13 protein-coding genes are annotated in these 22,910 nt (G+C 43.9%); 7 read left to right on the forward strand and 6 right to left on the reverse strand.

What is annotated here, in order from left to right; genetic code table 11:
* Positions 1–66: 66 nt before the first annotated feature.
* Both BACFIN_RS04140 and BACFIN_RS04135 read left to right on the forward strand, forming a co-directional pair.
* Positions 67–2,844 (forward strand): M16 family metallopeptidase, encoded by a 2,778-nt coding sequence (locus tag BACFIN_RS04140; RefSeq protein ID WP_232281665.1) that lies wholly within the window; start codon positions 67–69, stop codon positions 2,842–2,844.
* Entirely contained in the window at positions 2,837–3,724 is an 888-nt protein-coding gene (locus BACFIN_RS04135; RefSeq protein ID WP_007756741.1) for a ChaN family lipoprotein, read from the forward strand. Before BACFIN_RS04140 ends, BACFIN_RS04135 begins: the two co-directional genes overlap by 8 nt.
* On the opposite strand, the gene BACFIN_RS04130 is transcribed toward BACFIN_RS04135, so the two are convergent.
* The 4 genes from BACFIN_RS04130 to BACFIN_RS04115 form a co-directional block, all read right to left on the reverse strand.
* Positions 3,714–4,487, reverse strand: coding sequence for a CPBP family intramembrane glutamic endopeptidase (locus BACFIN_RS04130; RefSeq protein ID WP_007756742.1), 774 nt, complete (start codon positions 4,485–4,487; stop codon positions 3,714–3,716). The genes BACFIN_RS04135 and BACFIN_RS04130 overlap by 11 nt on opposite strands.
* Before the next feature lie 155 nt (positions 4,488–4,642).
* Positions 4,643–5,611: a bifunctional riboflavin kinase/FAD synthetase gene (locus BACFIN_RS04125; protein WP_007756743.1), complete on the reverse strand. Its 969-nt coding sequence runs from the start codon at positions 5,609–5,611 to the stop codon at positions 4,643–4,645.
* A 10-nt stretch (positions 5,612–5,621) separates the two neighbouring features.
* Entirely contained in the window at positions 5,622–6,245 is a 624-nt protein-coding gene (locus BACFIN_RS04120; RefSeq protein ID WP_007756744.1) for an HAD family hydrolase, read from the reverse strand.
* Positions 6,235–8,940, reverse strand: a complete 2,706-nt coding sequence (locus tag BACFIN_RS04115; RefSeq protein WP_007756746.1) for a calcium-translocating P-type ATPase, PMCA-type — start codon at positions 8,938–8,940, stop codon at positions 6,235–6,237. Before BACFIN_RS04115 ends, BACFIN_RS04120 begins: the two co-directional genes overlap by 11 nt.
* A 172-nt stretch (positions 8,941–9,112) precedes the next feature.
* Between BACFIN_RS04115 and rd the strand changes: the two genes are divergently transcribed.
* Positions 9,113–9,277 (forward strand): rubredoxin, encoded by a 165-nt coding sequence (gene rd / locus BACFIN_RS04110; RefSeq protein ID WP_004306971.1) that lies wholly within the window; start codon positions 9,113–9,115, stop codon positions 9,275–9,277.
* A 174-nt stretch (positions 9,278–9,451) separates the two neighbouring features.
* Here rd and hepC read toward each other — a convergent pair whose 3' ends face one another.
* Together hepC and BACFIN_RS04100 are read right to left on the reverse strand one after the other, a co-directional pair.
* On the reverse strand, positions 9,452–11,455 hold the full coding sequence (hepC, locus tag BACFIN_RS04105) for a heparin-sulfate lyase HepC (RefSeq protein ID WP_007756749.1): 2,004 nt from the start codon (positions 11,453–11,455) through the stop codon (positions 9,452–9,454).
* Positions 11,456–11,466: 11 nt separating this feature from the next.
* On the reverse strand, positions 11,467–12,750 hold the full coding sequence (locus BACFIN_RS04100) for a DUF4995 domain-containing protein (protein ID WP_032839858.1): 1,284 nt from the start codon (positions 12,748–12,750) through the stop codon (positions 11,467–11,469).
* A 642-nt stretch (positions 12,751–13,392) separates the two neighbouring features.
* Between BACFIN_RS04100 and BACFIN_RS04095 the strand changes: the two genes are divergently transcribed.
* The 4 genes from BACFIN_RS04095 to BACFIN_RS04080 are packed head-to-tail and all read left to right on the forward strand — an operon-like array spanning position 13,393 to position 22,904.
* Positions 13,393–16,608, forward strand: coding sequence for a SusC/RagA family TonB-linked outer membrane protein (locus BACFIN_RS04095; RefSeq protein ID WP_007756753.1), 3,216 nt, complete (start codon positions 13,393–13,395; stop codon positions 16,606–16,608).
* Between the two features lie 12 nt (positions 16,609–16,620).
* Complete coding sequence (locus BACFIN_RS04090; protein WP_007756754.1) at positions 16,621–18,384, forward strand: RagB/SusD family nutrient uptake outer membrane protein; 1,764 nt, start codon at positions 16,621–16,623, stop codon at positions 18,382–18,384.
* A 41-nt stretch (positions 18,385–18,425) separates the two neighbouring features.
* A complete protein-coding gene (locus tag BACFIN_RS04085) occupies positions 18,426–21,227 on the forward strand; it encodes a SusC/RagA family TonB-linked outer membrane protein (protein WP_007756755.1) in 2,802 nt (933 codons plus the stop codon).
* A 12-nt stretch (positions 21,228–21,239) separates the two neighbouring features.
* Positions 21,240–22,904, forward strand: a complete 1,665-nt coding sequence (locus BACFIN_RS04080) for a RagB/SusD family nutrient uptake outer membrane protein (protein WP_007756756.1) — start codon at positions 21,240–21,242, stop codon at positions 22,902–22,904.
* Positions 22,905–22,910: the final 6 nt, after the last annotated feature.

Here is a 22,910-nt window from a genome sequence, read left to right on the forward strand (position 1 = left end):
CTACAACAAATTAAAACAAAAGCTATTCTAGTCTTAGCATTTCTTTTAGGAGTAATATCTGTAGATATGCTTGCGCAACAATCCGTTTCAGAGAAGAAGATCGGTTTACCTCCCAACACCGTTGAAGGTGTATTACCGAATGGTTTGCATTATCTGATTCTCCCGAACGGGACACCGGCTCATACGACGGAGTTTCGTCTGGTGATGCGGCTCGGCTCAGCACAGGAGACGGATAAGCAAAAGGGAGCTGCCCATTTTTTGGAACACATGTCTTTTGCCGGTAGCAAACACTTTCCCGGACGCGGCATGGTGGACTATTTGGAAAGTCTAGGAATGAAGTTTGGGCGGGATATCAATGCTGTAACCGGCTATGACCGTACTATTTTCATGCTGACAGTGCCGATGGATAAGACTGATTCTGCCGTAAGTGATAAAGTTCTGTTGATACTGAAAGATTGGTTGGACGGACTCTCCTTTGAGGAAGAACGGACGAAGAAAGAACGCGGAGTGATTTTGGAAGAGTTGCGCGGCTATGACATAGGAGATGACTTTTATAGCTTGAAGATCGGTCAAAACCGTTTTACCGACCGTATGCCGTTGGGCAGTTCGGAGGATATCCGTAGCATTGACCGTAAAACACTGATTGAGTTTTATCAGCAATGGTACTCTCCACAAATGGCCACTGTTGTGGTGGTAGGGGATGTAGATCCGGTTTCCATAGAGAAGAAGATCAAAGAAATGTTCGCTTCCATTCCCCGTAAGAAGGTGAAAGGGTATCGTGTTTATCCTCTCACTTATGAAAAAGGAATAGCTCTTCATGAGATAGGAGATGATCTCAAACGCAGTTCTGAACTGGAGTTGATTATCCCTCATCCTTGCGTAGTGGGAAATACAGTTGGAACTATCTACCATAAAGAGCTTGGCTCTTTGTTGGTACGGGCTATTACTAACCGTTTGCAAGCTCGGCAGATTCGTAGTAATGTATCCGATGCCTGGTTTCTTTCCGATAAGAATCATTTTGTGTTTACTTTCTCCGGAACGGATAAATCCGGTCTTTTGCAGCAAGTATCCGATTTGTCTAACGAGCTGGAATGTATCTTGAAGAACGGCTTTACGCCGGAAGAGCTGGATGATGCTATCAAAGAACTTTCCAGAACATTGAAGGTGGACTGTTCCGCACAGCTGTCCGGCAAGTGGTGTGATGATTTTGTAGATTACGTTATATCCGGTGACCGCTATATACAATCGGAGAAGGAGATGCGCCAATTGCTTGAAAAGATCCGGTCGACTGACAGTGCTACTTTGCAGAAACTATTGCAGGAATGGCTTTCCTACAAAGAGCAGGCTTTGCTGGTTGCCTATCGCAATAATACGGGTAAACAGAACTCTATTCAGAAAGAAGACATACTACGTGCATGGGAAAAAGGAATCCGGAGTCCGTTGAAAGAGTTTGTCTACGTACCCAAAGAGGTGAAGGAAGAGACGATAACGGCACCTGTATGTCTGACCAAAAGCCACATGTTTGATGCTTCTGATATTGTCAGTGAGAAGAAATATCCGGAGATGAATTTGACGGAAGTCTTTTTGAAGAACGGGCTGCGCTTTCTGCTCCGTCCTACGGATGATGAGAATCAGTCTCTCTTTGTGACCGCTTTCGGTAGGGGAGGCGTTGGAGATTTGTCGGATGAGGATTATCCGCTTTACGAAGGAACAGGTGGCTATATGGAAATGGGAGGAATAGCATGTGTGCCTTATGATACCCTGTCTTCTTATATGCAACAAGAAGAAATATCCATGAACCTTGCCATCAGTAACTTCTGGCATGATATAATGGGAATGGCACCTGCCGACAAAGCGCAAGAATTGTTTAACCTGATGTATGAGAAGATTTATCGTCCGGAACTTTGTTACAAAGACTTCGATGAAATCCGGCAGGACGAGATAGAACGTTTGGGAAAGGAAACGGTACTTGAGCAGATGATGAAACGTGCTTCAGACCGTGCGTTGACGAATCGTCTGGATTCGCTGATGGGGAATATAGTTTCTCGCCCGGCGTTGACAAAGAAAGATTTAGAGTCGCTTAATCTGGATAAGATTGCTGCCTATTACCGTTCTTTATATGCCAATCCCTCGCAAACGGTGTTCGTTGTGACCGGTAAGTTTGATACGGACAGCATTAAGAAGTTGCTGACCGGTACTTTTGCCCGTATGGAAAAAGTAGAGACGGGATTGTCCTTTTCTGACAAACCATTCAAGTTGCCCGGAAAAACGTATGTCGAAGCATTCCCGAATGAAAATGATACGCAGACTATATTCGATTATGTATTCTGTGGCAATTACCAACCCTCTTTGAGGAATAGTCTTACACTGAAGCTGATGCGTGATATTTTGCAGAACCGTGTGTTGAGTATATTGCGCGAACGGGAAAATATCGTTTATTCTCCGTATGCTTCTTTGTTTTATAATGGACTGCCGCAGCAGGTGTTTTATTTTGATTTGTCCGCTTCCGTTGATTGGGGCAATACGAAAAAAGTGGAAGGATTGATAAAAGAAATCATTCATGAACTCCGTACTCATAAAGTGTCGGAAGAGGAACTGGATGCAATGAAAAAATCGTTCTTGCTGACAAAACAAAAAGTCCTTTCAAACGAGGCGTCTGCGGAATGGCGTACCAATCTGGTGAATTTGCTGAAGAACGGAGAGACGATAGACGACTTTGAACAGTACGAAAAATGCCTGTCTTCTATTTCCACTACGGATATTCGGAAAGCATTCAAGGAATTGGTGAACCCTGACAAGTTTGTATTATTATATATTGGAAAACATCAGAAATACAATGAATAAACTATTTTCTAAAAAAGTATGTGTGTTGTTACTCCTATGTTTGGTAGGAGTGACAGCCTTTGCCCAAAAAGGCTATAAGAAAGCGTATACCTTGTTTGATGCGAACGGCAAGGAGATTGGATATGACGAACTGGTTGCTGCGTTGGCGCAGCCGGACGTCGTGTTTATCGGTGAGATTCATAATTGCTGCATTACTCATTGGCTGGAGTACGAGCTTGCCCGTTCTTTGTATGCCATTCATAAGGATAAACTGATGATGGGGGCGGAAATGCTGGAGGCCGACAATCAACTGATTCTGGATGAATATATGAATCGGCAGATCTCTTATGACCGTTTTGAAGCGGAAGCGCGTTTGTGGGACAATTATAGTACGGATTATGCTCCGTTTGTGTTCTTTGCTAAGGAGAACCGTATCCCGTTCATTGCGACCAATGTTCCCCGTCGCTATGCAAACGTGGTGAAAGACAGGGGATTGCAGTATTTGGACTCATTGTCCGATGAGGCTAAACGCTATTTGCCGCCTCTTCCGGTATCGTTCACATATAAAGAAGAGGAACAGGGAGCCTTCGCATTGATGCACATGATGGGGAAAAGCAAGGGGAATGCGGAATATCTGGCACAGGCGCAGGCCATCAAAGACGCTACGATGGGATGGTTTATTGCCCGTAATATGAAAAGCAAGTTCCTTCATTTCAATGGAAACTACCATTCGGACTTTCAAGGCGGAATCATTCCGTATCTGCTTCAATATCGTCCGGGAACGACGATAAAGACCGTTTGTTCGGTGCGCCAGGAGAGTATCGGACAATTGGATGAAGAGAATAAAGGAAGGGCGGATTTCTATATTTGTGTTCCGGAAGATATGACCTCTACTTATTAGAGGTCATGCGCTGCATATATAGGATGGTTGCTATGAATATGAGACAGACTCCTGCAAGAACGTAAATATATAAATTGCCGTTTATCAGGTCGTCCATATTCTCAGCTTCCGGAAACTTGATACTGAGATATACCGACAACGAATTATTCAGTATATGCATAAGTATGCAGGGGATTAAGCTGCCGGTTTTGTAGAATGTCCATGCCAGCAGGATGCCGATTAAGAATGCCGGAAGTATCTGGGCTGGATTGATATGAAAGACACCGAATAGGAATGCTGCAATGAGAATTGCTTTTGCCGGACTGTATTGCTGTAACAATGCTTTGGTGATTGCTCCGCGAAACAATAACTCTTCGAGTACAGGACCTATGATGGATATGGCGAGAATACCTCCCCATCCGGATTGGAGAATATCGAAAGACTGTTCCATGATATTAGGGATCCAATCCAGCAGACCCATCAATGCAGATACAGCAAATCCGGCCGTGAGAATGGCCAATGCGCTACATGACAGATAGCCTGCTGATACGGGAGACCACGTTGTTTTTTGCATACTGATATAACCGGCTTTCCATAAATAGATACCCATCATCACTTGTCCCGCCAATTGTGCCGGAATCATAATCGCTTGCGTCAGTATACCTTTATCCAGATTCCCGGTAGTGACCAATAAATAGATGGTATAGGGAATCATTACCAGAATAGGGGCAGCGATCTGCGCGATGACAAGGTCTATTAATATTAATTTGATAGCCGTTTTCATACCATTTTATGCTTTATCGGGTTGTGAAGAAACTGCATATAAACATGGCCAGCATTGATATTGCTATTACCACCAGGGAGATACTCATGAATGTCTTTTGCATACGAATCTGCTTTTAAAGTTATTACTCAGTTATATGTTATTTAGTTCGGTCGTTATTTTGACCGCTCTGCTTGTTTGCCAAGAAGGATTGTTTCCGTCTCTTCGGCGTCTTTATGCAATTGCACTATCAGCTCGTCAATGTCGGCGAATTTCAGTTCGGGGCGTGTCCGTTTGACAAACGTAAGCCGGATAAACTTGTCATATATGTTAGAATGGAAGTGAAGGATATTCACCTCGATTGTACGGTTAGGACCGTTGTCAATAGTCGGGCGGACACCGATGTTCAGCATTCCCATATAGGTTTGTCCGTCGAATGTGACCCATACGGCATAAACTCCGTCTGCGGGAATCAGTTTATCCGGATCGTCTACACTTAAATTGGCGGTAGGAAAACCTATTTTCCGGCCTACTTGATAACCGCCTACTACTGTTCCGTCCAGAAAGTATTCGTATCCCAGACAAAGAGCGGCCTGTTCCACCTCTCCTTCATGCAGAAGTTTGCGGATCAGGGAGGAGCTGATCGGGGTATTCTGATGTTCTCCTGTCTTTATATTATTGGTATAGGCGTGAGCACGAATCACTTCTATGCCTATTTCCTTACCGTAACGTACGTAATCCTCGAAACCTTCACTGCGGTTGTGACCGAAACGGTGATCGTAACCGATGACTAAGCATTTTACCTGATAGCGTTCTTTCAGCACTTGAGCCATAAACTCGCGGGCTGTCAGCCGGGAAATCTCAGGAGTAAAGTTAAGCATGAGACAATAATCTACTCCGATGTCATCCAGCAGTCTTATTTTCTCTTCCGGAGTAGTCAGTAACTCAGGACGATAATCGGCGTTCATCACCTTGCGGGGATGTACCGGAAAAGTCACTAATGCAGAACGTAAACCTTTGGCGGCCGCTATCTCTTTCACTTGTCGGATCAGATAGCGATGTCCCGTATGCACTCCATCGAAGAAGCCGATGGTAGCTATGGAGGGTTCCGGGCGAAGAGTCGATATGTCACGTATAATCTGCATCTCTACGAATTTACTTGTTCTTAAAAAGGTGGCTCCAGTCTTCTCCGGCTTTGGGGGTATAAGTCGAGATTCCGAGTTCTCGGGCTGCTTTGCAATTCATCTCAGAATCGTCAATGAAAAACGTTTCCTGCGGTTCGATACCTGCATCTTCGATGACTGCTTTAAAAATTTCGGGCTCCGGCTTTACCAGGTGCATCTCGTATGAGAGGTATGCTTTTTCAAAATAGTCCTCTGCTTTGAACGTACGGTATGGGAACGCATTCTCGCAAGCCCATTTCCAATGAATCTCATTCGTATTGCTAAGCAGGTAGACTACATATTTTTCACGCAATTTCAAAAGTAAGTCAAGCTTGTATGTGGGGATGTCTATCAGGAAACTGTTCCAAGCCTCGTCGATTTGTTTGTCGCTGACTGCTTTACCGATCATTTCCCGCATCCCGTTCCTAAACTCTGCGGAAGTAATCAAGCCTTTTTCCTGTTGCATGAAGATACCGTTCAACTGTTGGATATTCAAACGTTCTTCTACATCCGTGAACCCTAATTTCTTAAAGTTCTCCATACATCGTTGGCGGTCGAGATTGATAAGTACACCGCCCAAATCAATAAGAAGGTTTTTGATCCCTTTATTTTTCATTTCTTTCTTTTTTGTGAATCATACGTTGAACAAGGCGAATAAGTTCTCCAACCCATAACACCATGGACGAAACGCCTATAATAAGAAGCCACGTCTGCCAATCAAGCGGTTCTGTGCGGAATACAGCTCCACCGAACTGTACGATCAGGAACTGTCCGACTAGGATGGCCAATACAATTAACTCCATCCCATACGATTTGGAAAGGCCTTTGAATGCCGAATCGGTAGTACCGAATACACGGGCATTGAACAGGTTCCAGAATTGCAGCATGACAAAGAAGGTAAAGAAAACGGTGAGATTGTGTATATCCATACCTTGTGTGCTGTGGTCGAAATAGTAGATCATTCCGAGCAGTATGATAAGGAAGACAGAACCTACACCTATTATATTAGACCGCATCGCTTTACTGATAATAAAGTCAGTGCTGCGGCGGGGCTTTTCAAGCATAACGGTTTCACTTGGTGGAATAGAAGCCAAAGCTAGAGCGGCAAAAGTGTCCATGATCAGATTTACCCATAACATCTGTGTTACGGTCAACGGCAGTTCCGTGCCTATCACCGAACCGAGCAGGACAATCAATAGCGCGACAAAATTGATAGTCAACTGGAATACGATGAAACGCTGGATGTTCTTATACAGTGAACGTCCCCACATCACGGCAGTTCCGATACTGTTGAATGAATCATCGAGAAGGGTAATGTCGCTGGCCTCTTTGGCAACGGAAGTGCCTGTACCCATTGATAAACCTACTTGGGCATGATTCAAAGCCGGGGCGTCGTTGGTTCCGTCACCGGTTACGGCTACTACCGCCCCTTTCTGTTGGAGCAATTGCACCAGACGTTGTTTATCCGTAGGACGGGCACGGGACATGATTTTAAGATCCATCACACGGTCCAATGCTTCCTCATCACTCAACTCGGAGAAAGCAACTCCGGTGATGCGATTCCGCTCCGTATCCGTTTCCGGATTCCAAAGACCGATCTGACGTGCGATTTCCGTAGCGGTTCCCGGAGTATCACCGGTCACAATTTTGATTCCTATACCTGCCGACTGACATTTGGCAACTGCGGTCGGCACATCCGGACGAATCGGGTCGGAGATGGCTACGATACCTAAGAAGTTTAGGTCGTTGGCCGATACCAATGCCGTGCAATCGTCCGGTTCATTCTCTCCTACAATCTTGAAGGCGAATCCCAATGTGCGCATGGCCATGTTCTGGTAGTTCAGCAGTTGTGCTTCAACTGTCGGACGATATTCGGTAGCGTCTACCTGCTGTCCGTCCAACATGACTTTTTTGCACTTTCCGAGCACTATCTCAGGAGCACCTTTTATATAGAGAATTTTCTTTCCCAGCAAGGCCGACTCTACAAGCGTTGCCATAAACTTCCGTTCTGTGGAGAAAGTCAGCTGATCGAGGATCTGTGCGTTTTCGCGGAGTTTCAGATAATTCCTTCCTTGACTATTGAGCCATAGCAATAGTGCTACTTCGGTGGGATTTCCCACACCTTTCGGCTTTTCACCGGTGTCGGTCTCTTCAAGAAAAGCAGTAGAATTGGCGCTGATACCTTCGGTGATAAGTTTGCTGATATCGTCGTCGGATAATTCGCTGCCGTTCTTTAAACCATAGAAGTTGGGCTCGTGCACTTGCATCAGGTTTTGCGTCAGTGTACCCGTCTTGTCCGTACATATCACGGTGATAGCTCCCATTGTTTCGCAAGCGTGCATCTTTCGTACGAGGTTGTTGGTGGCAAGCATACGGCGCATATTCAGTGCCAGACTGAGTGTGACACTCATTGGTAGCCCTTCGGGAACGGCTACTACTATTAAGGTGACAGCCATCATGAAATATTTGAGAGTCCGTTCAAAAACCGGTAACCATTCATGCCAGCCGTTCAATGCTCCGAAGTCGAAGTAGAACAATACGTCTTTGACAAAGAAAATAAGGAAAGCGAGACCGGCAACGGTAAAACCAATCTTTCCGATCAGGTTGGCGAGTCTGGTCAGCTGTATGTTTAACGGAGTCGGTTCGAGGCTCTCTTCGGTACTTTGACGGGCCACCTTTCCAATCTCAGTCGCATCACCTACTTGGAGAACGCGCATCGTGCCGTGACCGTCAACTACGGTAGTGCCTCGCATTACCAGGTTGGAGGCGTATGTCGCTTCTTCATCGAAGTCCTCTTTTACGGTTGTTTTGTTGATAACAGGTTCTCCCGTCAGATTCGATTCATTTACTTGCAGAGAAATGGCTTCAAGCAGCTCTCCATCGGCAGGAATCTCTTCGCCGGTTTCCAGAATAACGATATCGCCGACTACGATATCTTTGCGCGGAATTTCCTGTACACGACCGTTTCGGATGACTTTAACTAAAGTCTCTTCATTGACCGCATTCAGTAAGTCGAATTTCTTGTTCGCATCATATTCGAAGAAAAAACCAATTCCGGTGGCGAGCAAGATAGCGGCTATAATTCCGATCGTTTCGGCATATTCATTCTCGATGATAGAAATTATTAACGAAAATACGGCTGCTACCAACAGTACGCGTACAACGGGGTCTTCAAATTTCTCTAAATATAGCCTCCACAGAGAGGGACGCTTGGGGGGTGTCAGCAGGTTGGCGCCATTCTTTTCCCTGCTTTGCAGGACCTCATTATCGGTAAGTCCTATGTGATAAATGTCATTTTTATTTGTACTCATGCAGATACATGCGTTTAGTTTGAGTTACAAAAGTACAATATAAAATTGTGATTGACTGTTTAATTAAAACTTTTTATGAAGTTGTGAATTGTTTGATATTTGAATAACAGATTGAACAAATAGATTGCTTTGTGTGTTTTATCATGTAGAACCATTTAAAAATACGAACGTTATGAAAAAGTACATTTGCACGGTCTGTGAATATATTTACGACCCCGAACAAGGAGATCCGGAAAGCGGAATTGAACCAGGAACAGCCTTTGAAGACATTCCAGATGATTGGACTTGTCCGTTATGTGGAGTCGGCAAAGAAGATTTTGAACCGTACGAAGGATAAAACCAAGAGAGAGAATTATTAAGAGGAGAATGGCCGGGTGTATAGATATATGCCCGGTCTTTTTTGTTTTTCTGGAGGAGAGCTGTTCCGTTGCCTCCGCTGCGTATTTAAATACAAAAGGGAAGGAGTATTCCCCCTTCCCCTGCCTATTGAAAACTAATCAATCCCTTGTATTTATAACTTATACCCTAAAACTCTCGATTTCCCATTTACCTTTACTTCGATTTCCAATTCGTTTTCATTGAATTTCTTATTTTTAAAACGAGCGTTGAACTTGTCTTTGTTATTTTTGTCTTTGAAAGGATAGATAACAGTGATATAACGCACCGGCTTATCATCTTTTTTCTCTATATTAAACGCTATTGCAGGACGTTCGCTACGTTGGCGATAGCCTGTTGAATACCAGCCTTCCTCTTTAACAACTTTCATTTTGTCAGTGCTGAAGCATTGTAGTTTTACATTGCTTTCATTTTCTAAAGCTGTCGTAAGAGACATCTTTTGGGAGTCCAAAGCTGTTTCTCCTTCACAGAACTGATAATGCAAATTAACTGTGCCTTTGGCTTTTCCTATTGCCTCATCTACAATGACAAAGAATGAATTGTCGACAAAGAATACAGAACGACGATGCTTCAAATCTTTATAACCCGGATTTTCTGTTACCAGAATTTGTGTATTTCCTTCCGGCTGCCATAATTTGGTTACTGATTCGGTGACCTCTATGGTCCGGTTATCCAGTGTCAACGTGTTATGTACGGCAGTTGCTCTGAACCAGTTTCGCAATCTCATCACTTCCTCATCGCCCGCAAAAACATAAGAGCCGGAGTCCGGGAACAGGTTCTTCCCGTTGAACCAGAGTTCGAATGTTCCGTTGTCCGGTTGGCAGTGCCATTCTCCTTTCGGACCGGCTTTCACTACCATTTGGATAGCATCCTGTCCCCATGAATTACGGAATATAAAGAAACCCGAGGTTGTGAATCCTTTAGACAGATAATCAGGACGTTTCCCTTCTTTGCCTTCTGTTGCAAAATAACGGATGGCTTGATTGTCCGGGAATAAAGCAGACCACTTTTTGTAATAGTTGATAGTCGGCTGCTTTCCGGTTAAGATAGCATCACTGAAACAGGGATTGCTGTAATCGGGGAAACAGATGTTGGCGTAGAACATAATCATGCGCTCAATGGTGTCTATATAGCTTTGTGGAAATTCATTTCGGAAGCCGTTGACTGTTCCCATATTCAGTGCATAATAAAAGATATTAATGGTAGCCAGGTGGTAATGAGGATCCAGTTCATATTGTCCGCCGTCCGGATATACCTGTATCTGGATTTCATGGTTCAATACATCTATTCCGCTTTTTCTCCATTGGGCGGCATCTTTGAATTCGGGGAAGAAAGTGCCTGCATACAACATTCGTTGCGCTTCGAAAAGTAGATGATTGCCCTGTTTGGAGTAATTTTTAGAGAGAAATAAGGCATGTCTGTGGTAGTTCCACAAAAATTCGGTCAGGAATTCCGGAGTAAACGATTGGGCGGGCAGAAACAACAGGAATTGAATTAATTGTGCCTGTAACCTGTCGCTCACCTCTAGCGGACGCCATGCAAAACGATTGTTCTCGGCTTCGTCCTGGAGTGTACTGTTGTCCAGAATCTCATATTCTTCTTTGGGAATCTCCAGAAGTGGATTTTTTTTAATCCAGTCCATATATTGGAATGCCCATTCCTTGGCATACTTTTCATCTTTACTTGCCCTGTAAGCATACCCCATCGGGATAAACCATTTATGCCTGTGAAGCATCCAACGTACCTCATTATCCTTTATCGGCCAGTATTTCCAGTTGATATCTTTCCCGTAAAAGGTCGGCTCGTAACCTTCCTGTCCATAAAAGATGTGCTGCATTGCATCATCGGCCCTTTTTTTATCCTGCGGGCTTAGACGGATGTTTTCCAAGTTAATGTCGGGATGGTGGATGTTCTTGCGTTCCCGATAGTAACTGAGCAATGCTTGGGCTGCTTCTTCCTGTTTCTGTGCCTGATAGAGTGCTTTCACTTGTTCCAGTCCGGGGTAATTCAGATTGAGCAATGAAAATATTTTTTCGTTAACACTTGTCTGGGCATTAACTTCTATTGTGTAGCCTGTCAGTAACCATGCACACAGTAAAAATAAGGTTATTTTTTTCATTTCAATAGCGTTTATAGGTCAGCGTATTTGATTTTCTTCACGTCCATGTATCTTTTCAGGGCTTCAAGATAATAATAATCGGCATAATTCAGCGGGGCGTCTATTTCGAAACCGTTGGGGATAGAGCCTGTCGAATGCATCAATATAAAATTTTGATTGTCACCTATCGGGGCGAGGTAAGTATCGCTTGACAAGTTTTTCAGTATTGTTTCTGCATAGTCGAAATATTTGCTGTTCTGTGTAAGGGTGCTTAGCTCGATGAATGCCGATGCCGTGACTGCTGCTGCTGACGCATCACGGGGCGTTTCCGGGCTTTGTATGGCGTCATAATCCCATAATGGAATCAAATCCTCGGTTTTTACCCGGCTGATAATCATGTTGGCTACATTCTCGGCATGAGTCAGGAATAGGGAGTCTTTGGTTTCTCTGAAACAAGATGTATAACCATAGACTGCCCATGCTTGTCCGCGTGCCCAGGAAGATTCATCGTGTTTGCCTTGGTGGGTACGTTTGTAGTCTACGGTTCCGTCGTTGTTATAGCTTACTACGTGATAGCAAGTATAATCAGGGCGGAAGTGGTTTCTCATGGTCGTTTTGGCATGTTTGATTGCAACCTCGTTATAGCGGTAGTTGGAAGTTAAGTTATAGGCGTTGAATAATAAATCCAGGTTCATTATATTGTCAATAATCACAGGATAGTTCCATTCTCCGAAGTCCCACGAACGAATACAACCGATAGTGTCGTTGAAACGTCCGCATAGGTTATCGGCGGTTTCTTTGATAACCTCTTTTATCGTATCATTGGGGGATAATCTCAATGCGTTTCCATAGCTGCAATTCACCATGAAACCGACGTCATGTGTATCTTTTATGTAGCGTACCGGATTGAGTTGATTGGTATAATAGATAGCGAGATTCTTTAAAGAGTCTTTTCGGGTCAGTTCGTACGCATACCATAATGAACCGGGGAAGAAACCGCTGGTCCAGTCGGATACAGGGCAGAGTAGGATTTGTCCTGCCAGTTCAGGGGTAGATTCCGACTCTATCGAATCCTTGAATACGGAAGGGTCGCGTTCCAGTTGTCGGCTTATGAACATAGTGTCGCAGACCTGATGGATACTTCGGGGAAACTTGCCTGTACCTTTTAACTTTTCCCCGGTAATCTTTAATTGGGCGGAGGCTGTATCCAAACTCTTTTTTAACCATTCGTAGTTTTCCTTTTGAGGAGTCTGGCACGATGCCAGCAGAAGGGCCGTGAAGAACAAAAATAGATTGTACTTTTTCATGTTATAAATTTATCGTTTTACTTGATTTTTTTCTGTTTGTAAAAATAGTGAATGTTAACCGTATGCATGTGATAAGGTTGTTCAATAGAGTTTAGATTGTAAATAGAGAGCATTAATTTTGTCTCTTATTATGTTGAATTTATCCAATAGAGCTGAAATCGGTACTGAAATCGCTACTTGGGGGGGTGGGTACTCTTATTTTTAGTATAATGGGAATACTGTTGAATGGCTGCTTCCCTTATAACCAAATCTTTTTCGGGTGCAATTACAACTTGTCTGACACCCGGGTGTCGTACAAATCTTTATTGCAATAAAAATAAGTCTTTATTATAGAGGAATAAATAAATGGCTTTATGAAAGATAATATTCTTTATCCGGTCGTCAAATCAATGAATTTTATAGCCTGAACGAATGTTCTTTTCTGCCCGGAACGGCTCTTATTGGGCTGTTGCGGCTTGTGGCTATATAAAATCTCAATCAAATTGTATAAAAACAACATTGCTCTAAAGCTAATGTCAATCGATTTAGACGATATGGAGACGCCCTCTTATTAAGAGTCCTTAACTTTGTTCCGATAGAAATTCCACATCAGAAATGAGATAAAAAGCAATGAATAGAATTAGTAAATTGTTAACTAAGTCAAGTTTGATTATGAAAATCAGAACAATGAATTATGGTACTTGCAGGACATTACTATTCGCGGGACTCTGTTTATCCAATGTATGTTTAAGTGCAGCGGAAGATATGAATCCGGATAGGAACTCCAATGCAGTGGAACGGTCCAACATTGTGTCTCAAGCGAGATTCAAAGTTTCGGGCGTGGTAAAGGACTCTAAAGGTGAGCCGATTATTGGTGCGACGGTTACTGTGAAAAATGCCGCAGGCGGAGTTTTGACCGATATAGACGGTCGCTTTGAAATTGAACTTTCTGACAAGAATGCGGTGCTCGTTATTTCTTATCTCGGATTTAACTCGGCAGAAGTGAAAGTGGCAGGACGTAAATCTGTGAATGTCGAAATGCAGGAAGATGTCCAGACCCTGTCGGAAGTTGTGGTGGTGGGTTATGGTAGTCAGAAGAAAGAAACTCTGACGGGAGCTATTTCGGGAATTAAAGGAGACGCTTTGCTGAAGTCACCGAATGCGAGTATATCCAACTCATTGGCAGGTTCTATTCCTGGCATTTCTTCCGTTCAGACAAGCGGCGAACCGGGAGCGGATGACGCGAAGATTTTTGTCCGTGGTGTCGGTTCTCTCACAGAAGCCGGTGCTACACCTCTTATATTAGTAGATGGTGTGGAACGCAGTTTCTTTCAGATGGACCCGAACGAAATCGAATCTATCTCTGTATTGAAAGATGCTTCGGCAACAGCCGTATTCGGTGTGCGGGGTGCCAATGGCGTTATCTTGGTGACAACCAAACGCGGTACGGAAGGCAAGGCGAAGGTGTCCGTCACCTCTTCAGTGGGTGTGCAGTCGCCGACACGCATCGTGGATGTTGCGGATAGTTATACGCATGCGGTGATGAAAAATATGCTCGACCGCAACAATGGCGTTTCTGAAAAAGAGTTGATATTTCAGCCCTATGATTTGGACCGGTTCCGTTTGGGGGATGAACCGATTATGTATCCGAATGTCAATTGGTATGATTATCTGACCAAGAAGCTTTCCATACAAACACAGCATAACTTGAATATTTCCGGCGGAACGAAAGATGTGAAGTACTTTGTGTCATTAGGTTTCCTTTATCAGGATGGTTTCTTCAAGAATTTCAAAGAATTGGATTATAACAGTAACTATAAATATTCTCGTTATAACTATCGTGCCAATCTGGATATGAATCTGTCCAAATCGACAGTTCTGAAACTGAATATAGGTGGAATTGTCGGTGTTAAGAATGCACCGAATAATCATGAAGACTTTTGGTGGAGTCTGATGGCGACCTCTGCTCCGTTTTCTTCCCCGGGATTGGTGGATGGAAAGAAAGTCGTGACCGATCCTGCCCGGTTTCCCGGGCTGATGAATGGGTATGAAATGTTTCAGAATTTCTACGGCACCGGTTATTCAAGGCAGGTGAGCAATACCATGAATTTTGATATGGTGTTAACACAGAATTTGGATTTTGTGACAAAAGGCTTGACGTTGGAAGCCAAAGGTTCTTACAATACCACTTATTCTTACACAAAGGACGTCTCCACTCAAACAGTAAGCTATATTCCTTTTTATTATTCGTCAGTGAAAGACCCAGGACTGAAAATTGAAGATCCCAATTTTAATAAAGAAATTGTTTATAAAACGAGCGGTAGAGACGGAGAACTTCTTTATAAGCAAGGGGATACTAGTCGCTCGAGAGACTGGTATTTTGAGGCTAGTCTGCGTTATCAACGTAAGTTCGGCAATCACAACGTAGGCGCTCTTGCTCTTTATAATCAAAGCAAGAAGTATTATCCGGAGGATTATGAGTCAATTCCTACCGCATATGTCGGTCTGGTCGGTCGTCTGACATACGATTACTGCTCCCGTTATCTAGCCGAGTTTAATATCGGTTATAACGGTTCTGAAAATTTTGCGCCGGACAAGCGTTTCGGTACCTTTCCGGCAGGTTCCATCGGCTACGTTCTCACGGAAGAACCTTTTTGGAAAAAGAATAACTATCTGACTTATATGAAACTGCGTGCCTCTGTCGGTTTGGTGGGTAATGACAATATGCGGAATAATCGTTTCTTGTATTTAGACTCTTATGTGGTAGATAAATTGGATAGGGATAAAGATTATAAAGACTATTTGGATGGTTATAATTTCGGTTTGTATAATACGGTGATTGCGAATGGAGCGGAAGAAAAGCGTCTGGCCAATAGATTTGTGACATGGGAAACTGCTTTGAAGCAGAACTATGGAGTCGATATGAATTTTTTCAGTGATAAACTGCGTCTGACCTTCGATTATTTTATAGAAAAGCGTAAGGATATTCTTATCAACCGCCGTACTATTCCGATTTATACATCACTGAATGAATCTCTTTTGCCGGTGGTTAATATGGGTAAGGTAGACAATAAAGGATATGAAGTCAGCTTGAAATGGAATGACAAGGTGAAAGACTTCAGTTATTGGTTGGACGCCAACATGTCTTATGCCAAGAATAAGATTGTTTATCAGGATGAGGTGGAGCCGAACGAACCTTACATGTGGCGTACCGGACAGTCAGTAGATGCTATCTTCGGCTATGTGACGGAACGTTTCTATACGGAAGATGATTTTGACTCGAGTGGAAAACTGTTGCCGGAATTACCGCAACCGGGAGAAACGGTGCGTCCGGGAGACTTGAAATACAAAGATTTGAATGGAGACCATGTGATTAATTCGGATGATGTCTGCAAAATCGGCAATCCTAAGCGTCCGCTTTACACATTCGGTTTTAATTATGGCATTGAATATAAAGGTTTCTTTGCTTCCATGAACTGGACTGCTGCCAAAGAGGCTAATGTGGAGCTGGCATATTCGTTTCAGACTCCGTTTGACAAGCGCCAAGTGCTTTATCAGTTTATAGCAGACGGTACTTGGACACCGGAAACGGCAAACACTGCCAAATATCCGCGTTTGTCGTCCAACAACAGTAATAAGCAAACATCGACTACTTGGGTGCAGGACGCCTCATATATCAAACTGAAGAATGCGACTATAGGCTATAACATTACGAACAAGAAGATATTAAACGCTATCGGCGCTTCTTTGATTTCGATCAAGCTGACTGGGTATAACTTGTTGACATTTGACAAATTGGACTTCATGGATCCGGAAGGCGAACCGAACCGGAAACAGTCTTATCCGATTATGAAGATTTATAATTTAGGAATCAATGTAACCTTTTAATTGAATATCAAGATGAACAAAAGTATAAAAGCCCTTTTATGGGTGTTATTGGTCGGGATGATAACCGGTTGTGAAGATTTCAAGCTTGGTAATGCTTTTTTGGAAAAAGCGCCGGGTGATGATGTTGATATCGATGTTGTCTTTTCGAACAAGAAGTATGCCGACCAGGTTTTGAACCAGGTGTATAGGTCATTGCCGGATTATTTGCCTATGGAATCCCGCGGCTACCGTGGCAATTGGGGGAATACGGATGGAGTGACAGATATTTGTTACAATCGCGAAAGTGCTTATGTATCAGGTAGCCTTAAAGCGTCTTACGAAATCGGTTTTCCTTATTATCCCAATAGTACTACACAGAATATTGGTAATCCGCTGTATGGCATCCGGAAAGCGTATATTTATTTGGAGAATGTAGACCGTGTGCCGGATATGACCGGAGATGAAAAGAAACAGCGCAAAGCAGAAATGAAGGTCATTATCGCTTACCACTATTCACAGATGCTGAGGCATTATGGGGGATTGCCATGGATAGACCATGCCTACAATCCTGACGACTCTTTCCAGTTCCCTCGTCTGACTCTGGAAGAGACAGTTAGTAAAATTGTCACTTTGCTGGATGAGGCTGCTGCTGATTTGCCGTGGTATGCAAGCGATGCTGAGTACGGACATCTGACGGCTGCCGCCGCCAAAGCATTGAAACTGCGTGTATGTCTTTTTGTAGCAAGTCCTTTGTTCAATAATGATGCGCCTTATATGGACGGAGAAGCGGCTGCTCAAAAATTAACATGGTTTGGAGATTACCGCCAGGAACGTTGGAGAGATGCTTTAAACGCTGGTCTTGAATTTTTAAGACTTAATGAGCAAAATGACAATTATCATGAGATTGTGAAAACAGGTGACGATGCCCGGCAGAATTATGTTGACGGCTATTGGAAACGTGGCAGCAAAGAAATCATTATGGCGTCTCATCGCTATCCTATATATGATATGAGCATGAAATCTTTAGACCGCGGACATAATGACTGGTATATATCCACGCGTTCGAGTTATGCGGATATGTTTGAGTGGAAAGACGGTACTCCGTTCAGTTGGGACAATCCGAATCATGAGGCTCACCCTTTTTTTGATGAGAACATGAAGCCAACCCGTGACCCGCGTCTGTATGAAACGTTGATAATCAATCAGGATAAATTCCAGAAACAGAATGGTGGGGCGCAATGTTATCAAGGCGGACTGCAAAGCAAGGAAAACTCAAAATATAATAAATCATCCATATACGGTTACAGTATCCGCAAGTTTGTGAGGGATAAGGGAGAGGAAGTAAAGAACCAGCCTTACCAATGCCCGTTGGTGCGTATGCCCGAAGTCTATTTGAGTATTGCGGAAGCAATGAACCAGTTGGGGATTGCCAAGCAGAAAGATGAATTCGGACGGGATGCTTACGATTATATTAATTTAGTCCGCAACCGTGTCGGAATGCCCGATGTCCGTGAGGTGGAAGGACAAGAACTGGTAGATATCCTATTGCACGAACGTGTGGTTGAATTTGGTGCGGAAGAGATGCGCTACTTCGACTTGATTCGTTGGAAACGTGCCGATTTGCTTTCTACTCCGGTGGAGACGCTGAATATCGTGAAGAATGCAGATGGTAGCTTTACGTATGAAAGGTCGACGACCGAACAGAAATATGATTGGAAAGACCATTGGTATCTGATTGCATTCTCGCAGGATGAGATAAACAAGAAGTATGGATTGATTCAAAATCCCGGATGGTAATGGGGAGATAGGTTAACTCTTAAACATAGAAGATAAGAAAAATGAATAATAAATTATTATATATTGTCGGTATGGCATTTCTGCTGTCTACCACAGCGAATGGGCAGCAACATGCAGCGGATAGTCTTGGGAACAACGGACTTGATGCGGAGATGATAGACTTGGGATATATCAAGAAAAACCGGTCGAATCTGACACAGGCGGTTTCTACCGTTTCTTCCGAAGTCTTTGAGAACAAGACAGCTACGATTTTGCAGAATTCTTTATACGGATTGTTCCCGGGGCTGTATGCGAAACAAGACGTTGGCTGGCATGCTGAAGCGGCACTGAACGTACGCGGACGGGGCGGTTTAGGCGACGGAACTCCTTTGATTATTGTCGACGGTTTCCCCCGTTCGTTGAATGCGATTACGCTGGAAGAGGTGGAAACGATGTCTGTGCTGAAAGATGGTGCGGCGACGGCATTGTATGGCGCACGTGGTGCCAACGGAGTCATTTTGCTCACTACGAAAAGAGGTGCTTACAACTCTTTTGATGTCGATATTAATTATAAGCATGGTTTTACTCTCCCCGTCAACAAGCCGGAGATGGCGGATGCCTATACTTATGCCCGGGCAATGAACGAGGCGTTGTATTACGACGGACTGGCTCCCATGTATTCCGAGAGTGACCTGAATGCGTTCAGAAACCAAACTTCTCCGGATATTTTCCCGAATGTGAACTGGGTGGATGAAGGAACACGGAGCATGGGCGAAAACAATCAGTTGAACCTGCTGGTGCGTGGCGGGGGAAGCAAGTTGCGCTATATGGGACTTTTTGATTATAAAAACGATTTTGGCTTGTTGAATGAGAAGTATACTGAGTATACCGACCGTTATAAGTCGCAGATTCGTAGCTATGATATGCGTTTGCGAATGAATATCGACGTAGATCTCACTTCCAGTACACAAATGCAGTTTGGCATTGTAGGGGTGCTGAATGAATCAAAACGGCCGGACGAGACAATCGGTACTATTTTTGAGAATCTGTACAAGGTGCCGTCGGCAGCGTTTCCAATCAAGACTTCCAATGATTTATGGGGAAGCAATTTGCTTCACAAGATGAATCCGTTGGCTGTAATCGCCGATCAGGGATATTATCAGACTAACTGGAGAAAATTGGAAGCGAATATGCGAATCACCCAGGATTTGTCCATGCTCTTGAAAGGTTTGAAGGCGGAAGCTGCCATCGCTTACGACAATACGGCTACTTTTTGGCAGGAAGGTTCCAAGACCTATTCGTATGAAGTGATTTCATATTCGGACGAGACGGGTAAAGTGGGAACTGTCTATAATGATAATCCTCAATATGTAGTGAACATAGGCAGTGGTTCCAATAAAGTATTGGAACAAACGATCCGCAGCAATTGGGAAGTGAAATTGGGATATGACCGTGCATGGAATAATCACCAGTTAAGCGTATCCGCTCTTTACCGTCAGGAGATGGAAGAGTCGTTGGGAGTCAATTCTTCATGGTACCGTCATTCTTTGATGGGAATGGCAAGTTATAATTTCCGGAACAAGTATATGGTAGATGTGGTAGCCAATCGTTATGGTACCAGTGTACTGCTGAAAGGAGACAAGTTCCGCTTTTATCCGGCGGTGTCGGCTGCCTGGGTGTTGTCCAACGAAGATTTTCTGAAAGACCGGTCGTTCGTAGATCTGCTTAAGCTGCGTCTCTCTTATGGACGTTCGGCTGTCGACAATCTTGCTTACGGTTTGGGTAAACATTATTGGAGCAGCTTGCGTGAGTATTACTTCGGTGATAGTAACACTGAAGTATCCGGCTATTTGGAACGAAAAATACCCATGCGTTCATTGGAACTGGAAACGGCGGATAAATACAATATCGGACTGGATGTACAGCTGTTCAAGAAACTTAGTTTCACAGCCGATATGTACTATGACAAGCGTTCAAATATTTTAGTTTCGAACAATAAAGTATCAGGAATGATCGGTATCGACGTTCCGCAGCAGAATGTAGGTAAGGTGGAAAGCAAAGGACTCGAATTGAGCCTTGGCTGGAATGATAAAATCCGTGATTTCCGTTACTATATCAACGGTAATGTTTCTTTCATGGACAGCAAAGTGCTGGAAAACGGTGAGGGTTATCAGCCTTATGACTATCTGTATGCGAAAGGGCATAAGGTAGGACAGGCCTTTGGTCTTGAGGCTGTCGGCTACTTCCGCGATGAGGAGGATATCCGTAAGAGTCCTGTTCAGACGTTCTCTACAGTACGTCCGGGTGACGTGAAATACAAAGACCAGAACAACGATGGCCGGATTGACGCTTATGACGAAGTGGCGATTGGCAAGTCGACTACCGTGCCCGAAATGGTGTACGGCCTGAATCTGGGATTTGAATACAAGGGATTCGGAGTAGACGCGACATTTCAGGGAGTCGGCGGTATCAGCACGATGCTGACTACTCCGCATGTCTATCGTCCGCTTCGTAACAATAACAATATTTCCACCTGGTATCTGAAAGACAGAATCCGCTGGACGGAGAGTACAAAGGACATTGCCAATCTCCCCCGCCTGTCTACATTGGACAATGCGAACAACTATCGCAGCAGTACCCAATGGCTGGAAAACGGTTCGTTCTTTAAATTGCGTAACCTCAATGTCTATTATAATTTCCCACAGAAATGGTCGGAAAAGCTGCGTATGGACAAACTTCAGGTCTATGTGCGTGCACAGGATTTATTCTCTTTAGACCATATTGATTATCTGAATTGTGAAAACCTTTCATTGGGTTATTTCGACACGATGAGCATTTCTTTGGGATTGAATATAAACTTTTAAAAAGAAAGTACGATGAAAATAAAAACATATATAGCGATGATGTGTGCTTCTCTTTTAGTGGCAGGGTGTAGTCTGGATTTTGACGAAACCAATGGCGATACGAAAGAGACGGCTTATTCCTACTATGATAATTTGGAAAAACTGGTAGCTTACGTTTACAGTTTTCTACCGACAGATTTAGACCGCAACGATGGTGCGATGCTGGAGTCGGCTACGGACAATTCTATCTATAGCTGGGAGCAGAATACGATTTACGATATCGGCAATAATGTATGGAGTCCCATTAAGACGATTGATACCGGCTGGGATTATTTTGACGCTATCCGAAGCGCTAACTCTTTCCTGGAGAATTTTGATATCGAGGTACTGAATAAGTTTGAGTATAATGACGACTATGAAGAGATAAAGGCCAAAGCTACCTTATTTCCTTATGAAGTACGTTTCCTGCGGGCTTTCTACCTATTCGAACTTGCCAAGCGTTATGGGAACATTCCGTTGCTGCTCCGGACTTATGAACCGGAAGAAATCAATTTGGTGGAACCTTCTTCTTTTGATGCGGTGATTGACTTTATCGTCACGGAGTGCGACCGGATTATTGCGGATAATGGATTGCCGGTAGATCATAGAGATTACCGGGGTGATACCGGTCGTGCGACGAAGGGAGCCGTACTTGCTTTGAAATCCAGAGCGTTGCTTTATGCAGCCAGTCCGCTCCATAACCCAAGCGGAGAGCCTGCAAAATGGGAGAAGGCAGCGAAAGCCGCGGCTGCTGTGATTGCGATGAATAAATATAACTTGCCCAAAGTAGGCAGCGATCCGTTGTATATGGGTGATAACAATCTGTTCAATTCGCCCCAGTTGATTTTCGAACGCCGCGACGGAGCCAAGACAAGCACTTTTGAAGCACGCAATGAACCGATGGGCTATGAAGGCTCGAAGGGAGGAAATACGCCGACACAAAACTTGGTGGATGCTTTTGACATGAAAAACGGCACTCCGTTTAATTGGAATAATGCAGAGCATGTACGTAATATGTACGTGGATGAACTGGGCAACCCGACTCGTGATCCGCGACTTTACCTGAATGTGCTGTATAATGGTGCTACATGGCTGAAGCAAAGAGTGGAAACGAATGTCGGTGGTCTGCATACCGGTATGGACGGCGCTACAAAAACGGGTTACTATCTGCGTAAGCACATGAATGCACAAGTCAGCCTGAATCCGGTGAGTCCGCTTGGCAAGGAACATCATTTTCCTTTGTTCCGCTATGCTGAAATTCTGCTGAATTATGCCGAAGCGATGTATCATTGGGTAGGAGAGGACACGAAACCAACCGACTATCCTTATTCGGCTCGTGAAGCTTTGAACCTGGTTCGGGATTGTGCCGAAATGAAACATGTGGAAGAAACCGGTAATGCTTTCCTGGAGAAATTGCGCAATGAACGACGCATTGAGCTGGCTTTTGAGGACCATCGTTTTTGGGATATCCGCCGTTGGAAGACAGGTGAAGTCGTAAAGAATATCTATGGCGTCAGAATAACAGGAACCGATACAAACTTTACGTATTCAAAAGTATTGGTGCGACAGAATCAGTGGGATGACAAGATGTACCTGTTCCCTTTCCCACAGGAAGAGTTGTATATGAATGAGAATTTGGTACAGAATCCCGATTGGTAACCACAA

Source organism: Bacteroides finegoldii DSM 17565 (assembly GCF_000156195.1).
Classification (GTDB): domain Bacteria; phylum Bacteroidota; class Bacteroidia; order Bacteroidales; family Bacteroidaceae; genus Bacteroides; species Bacteroides finegoldii.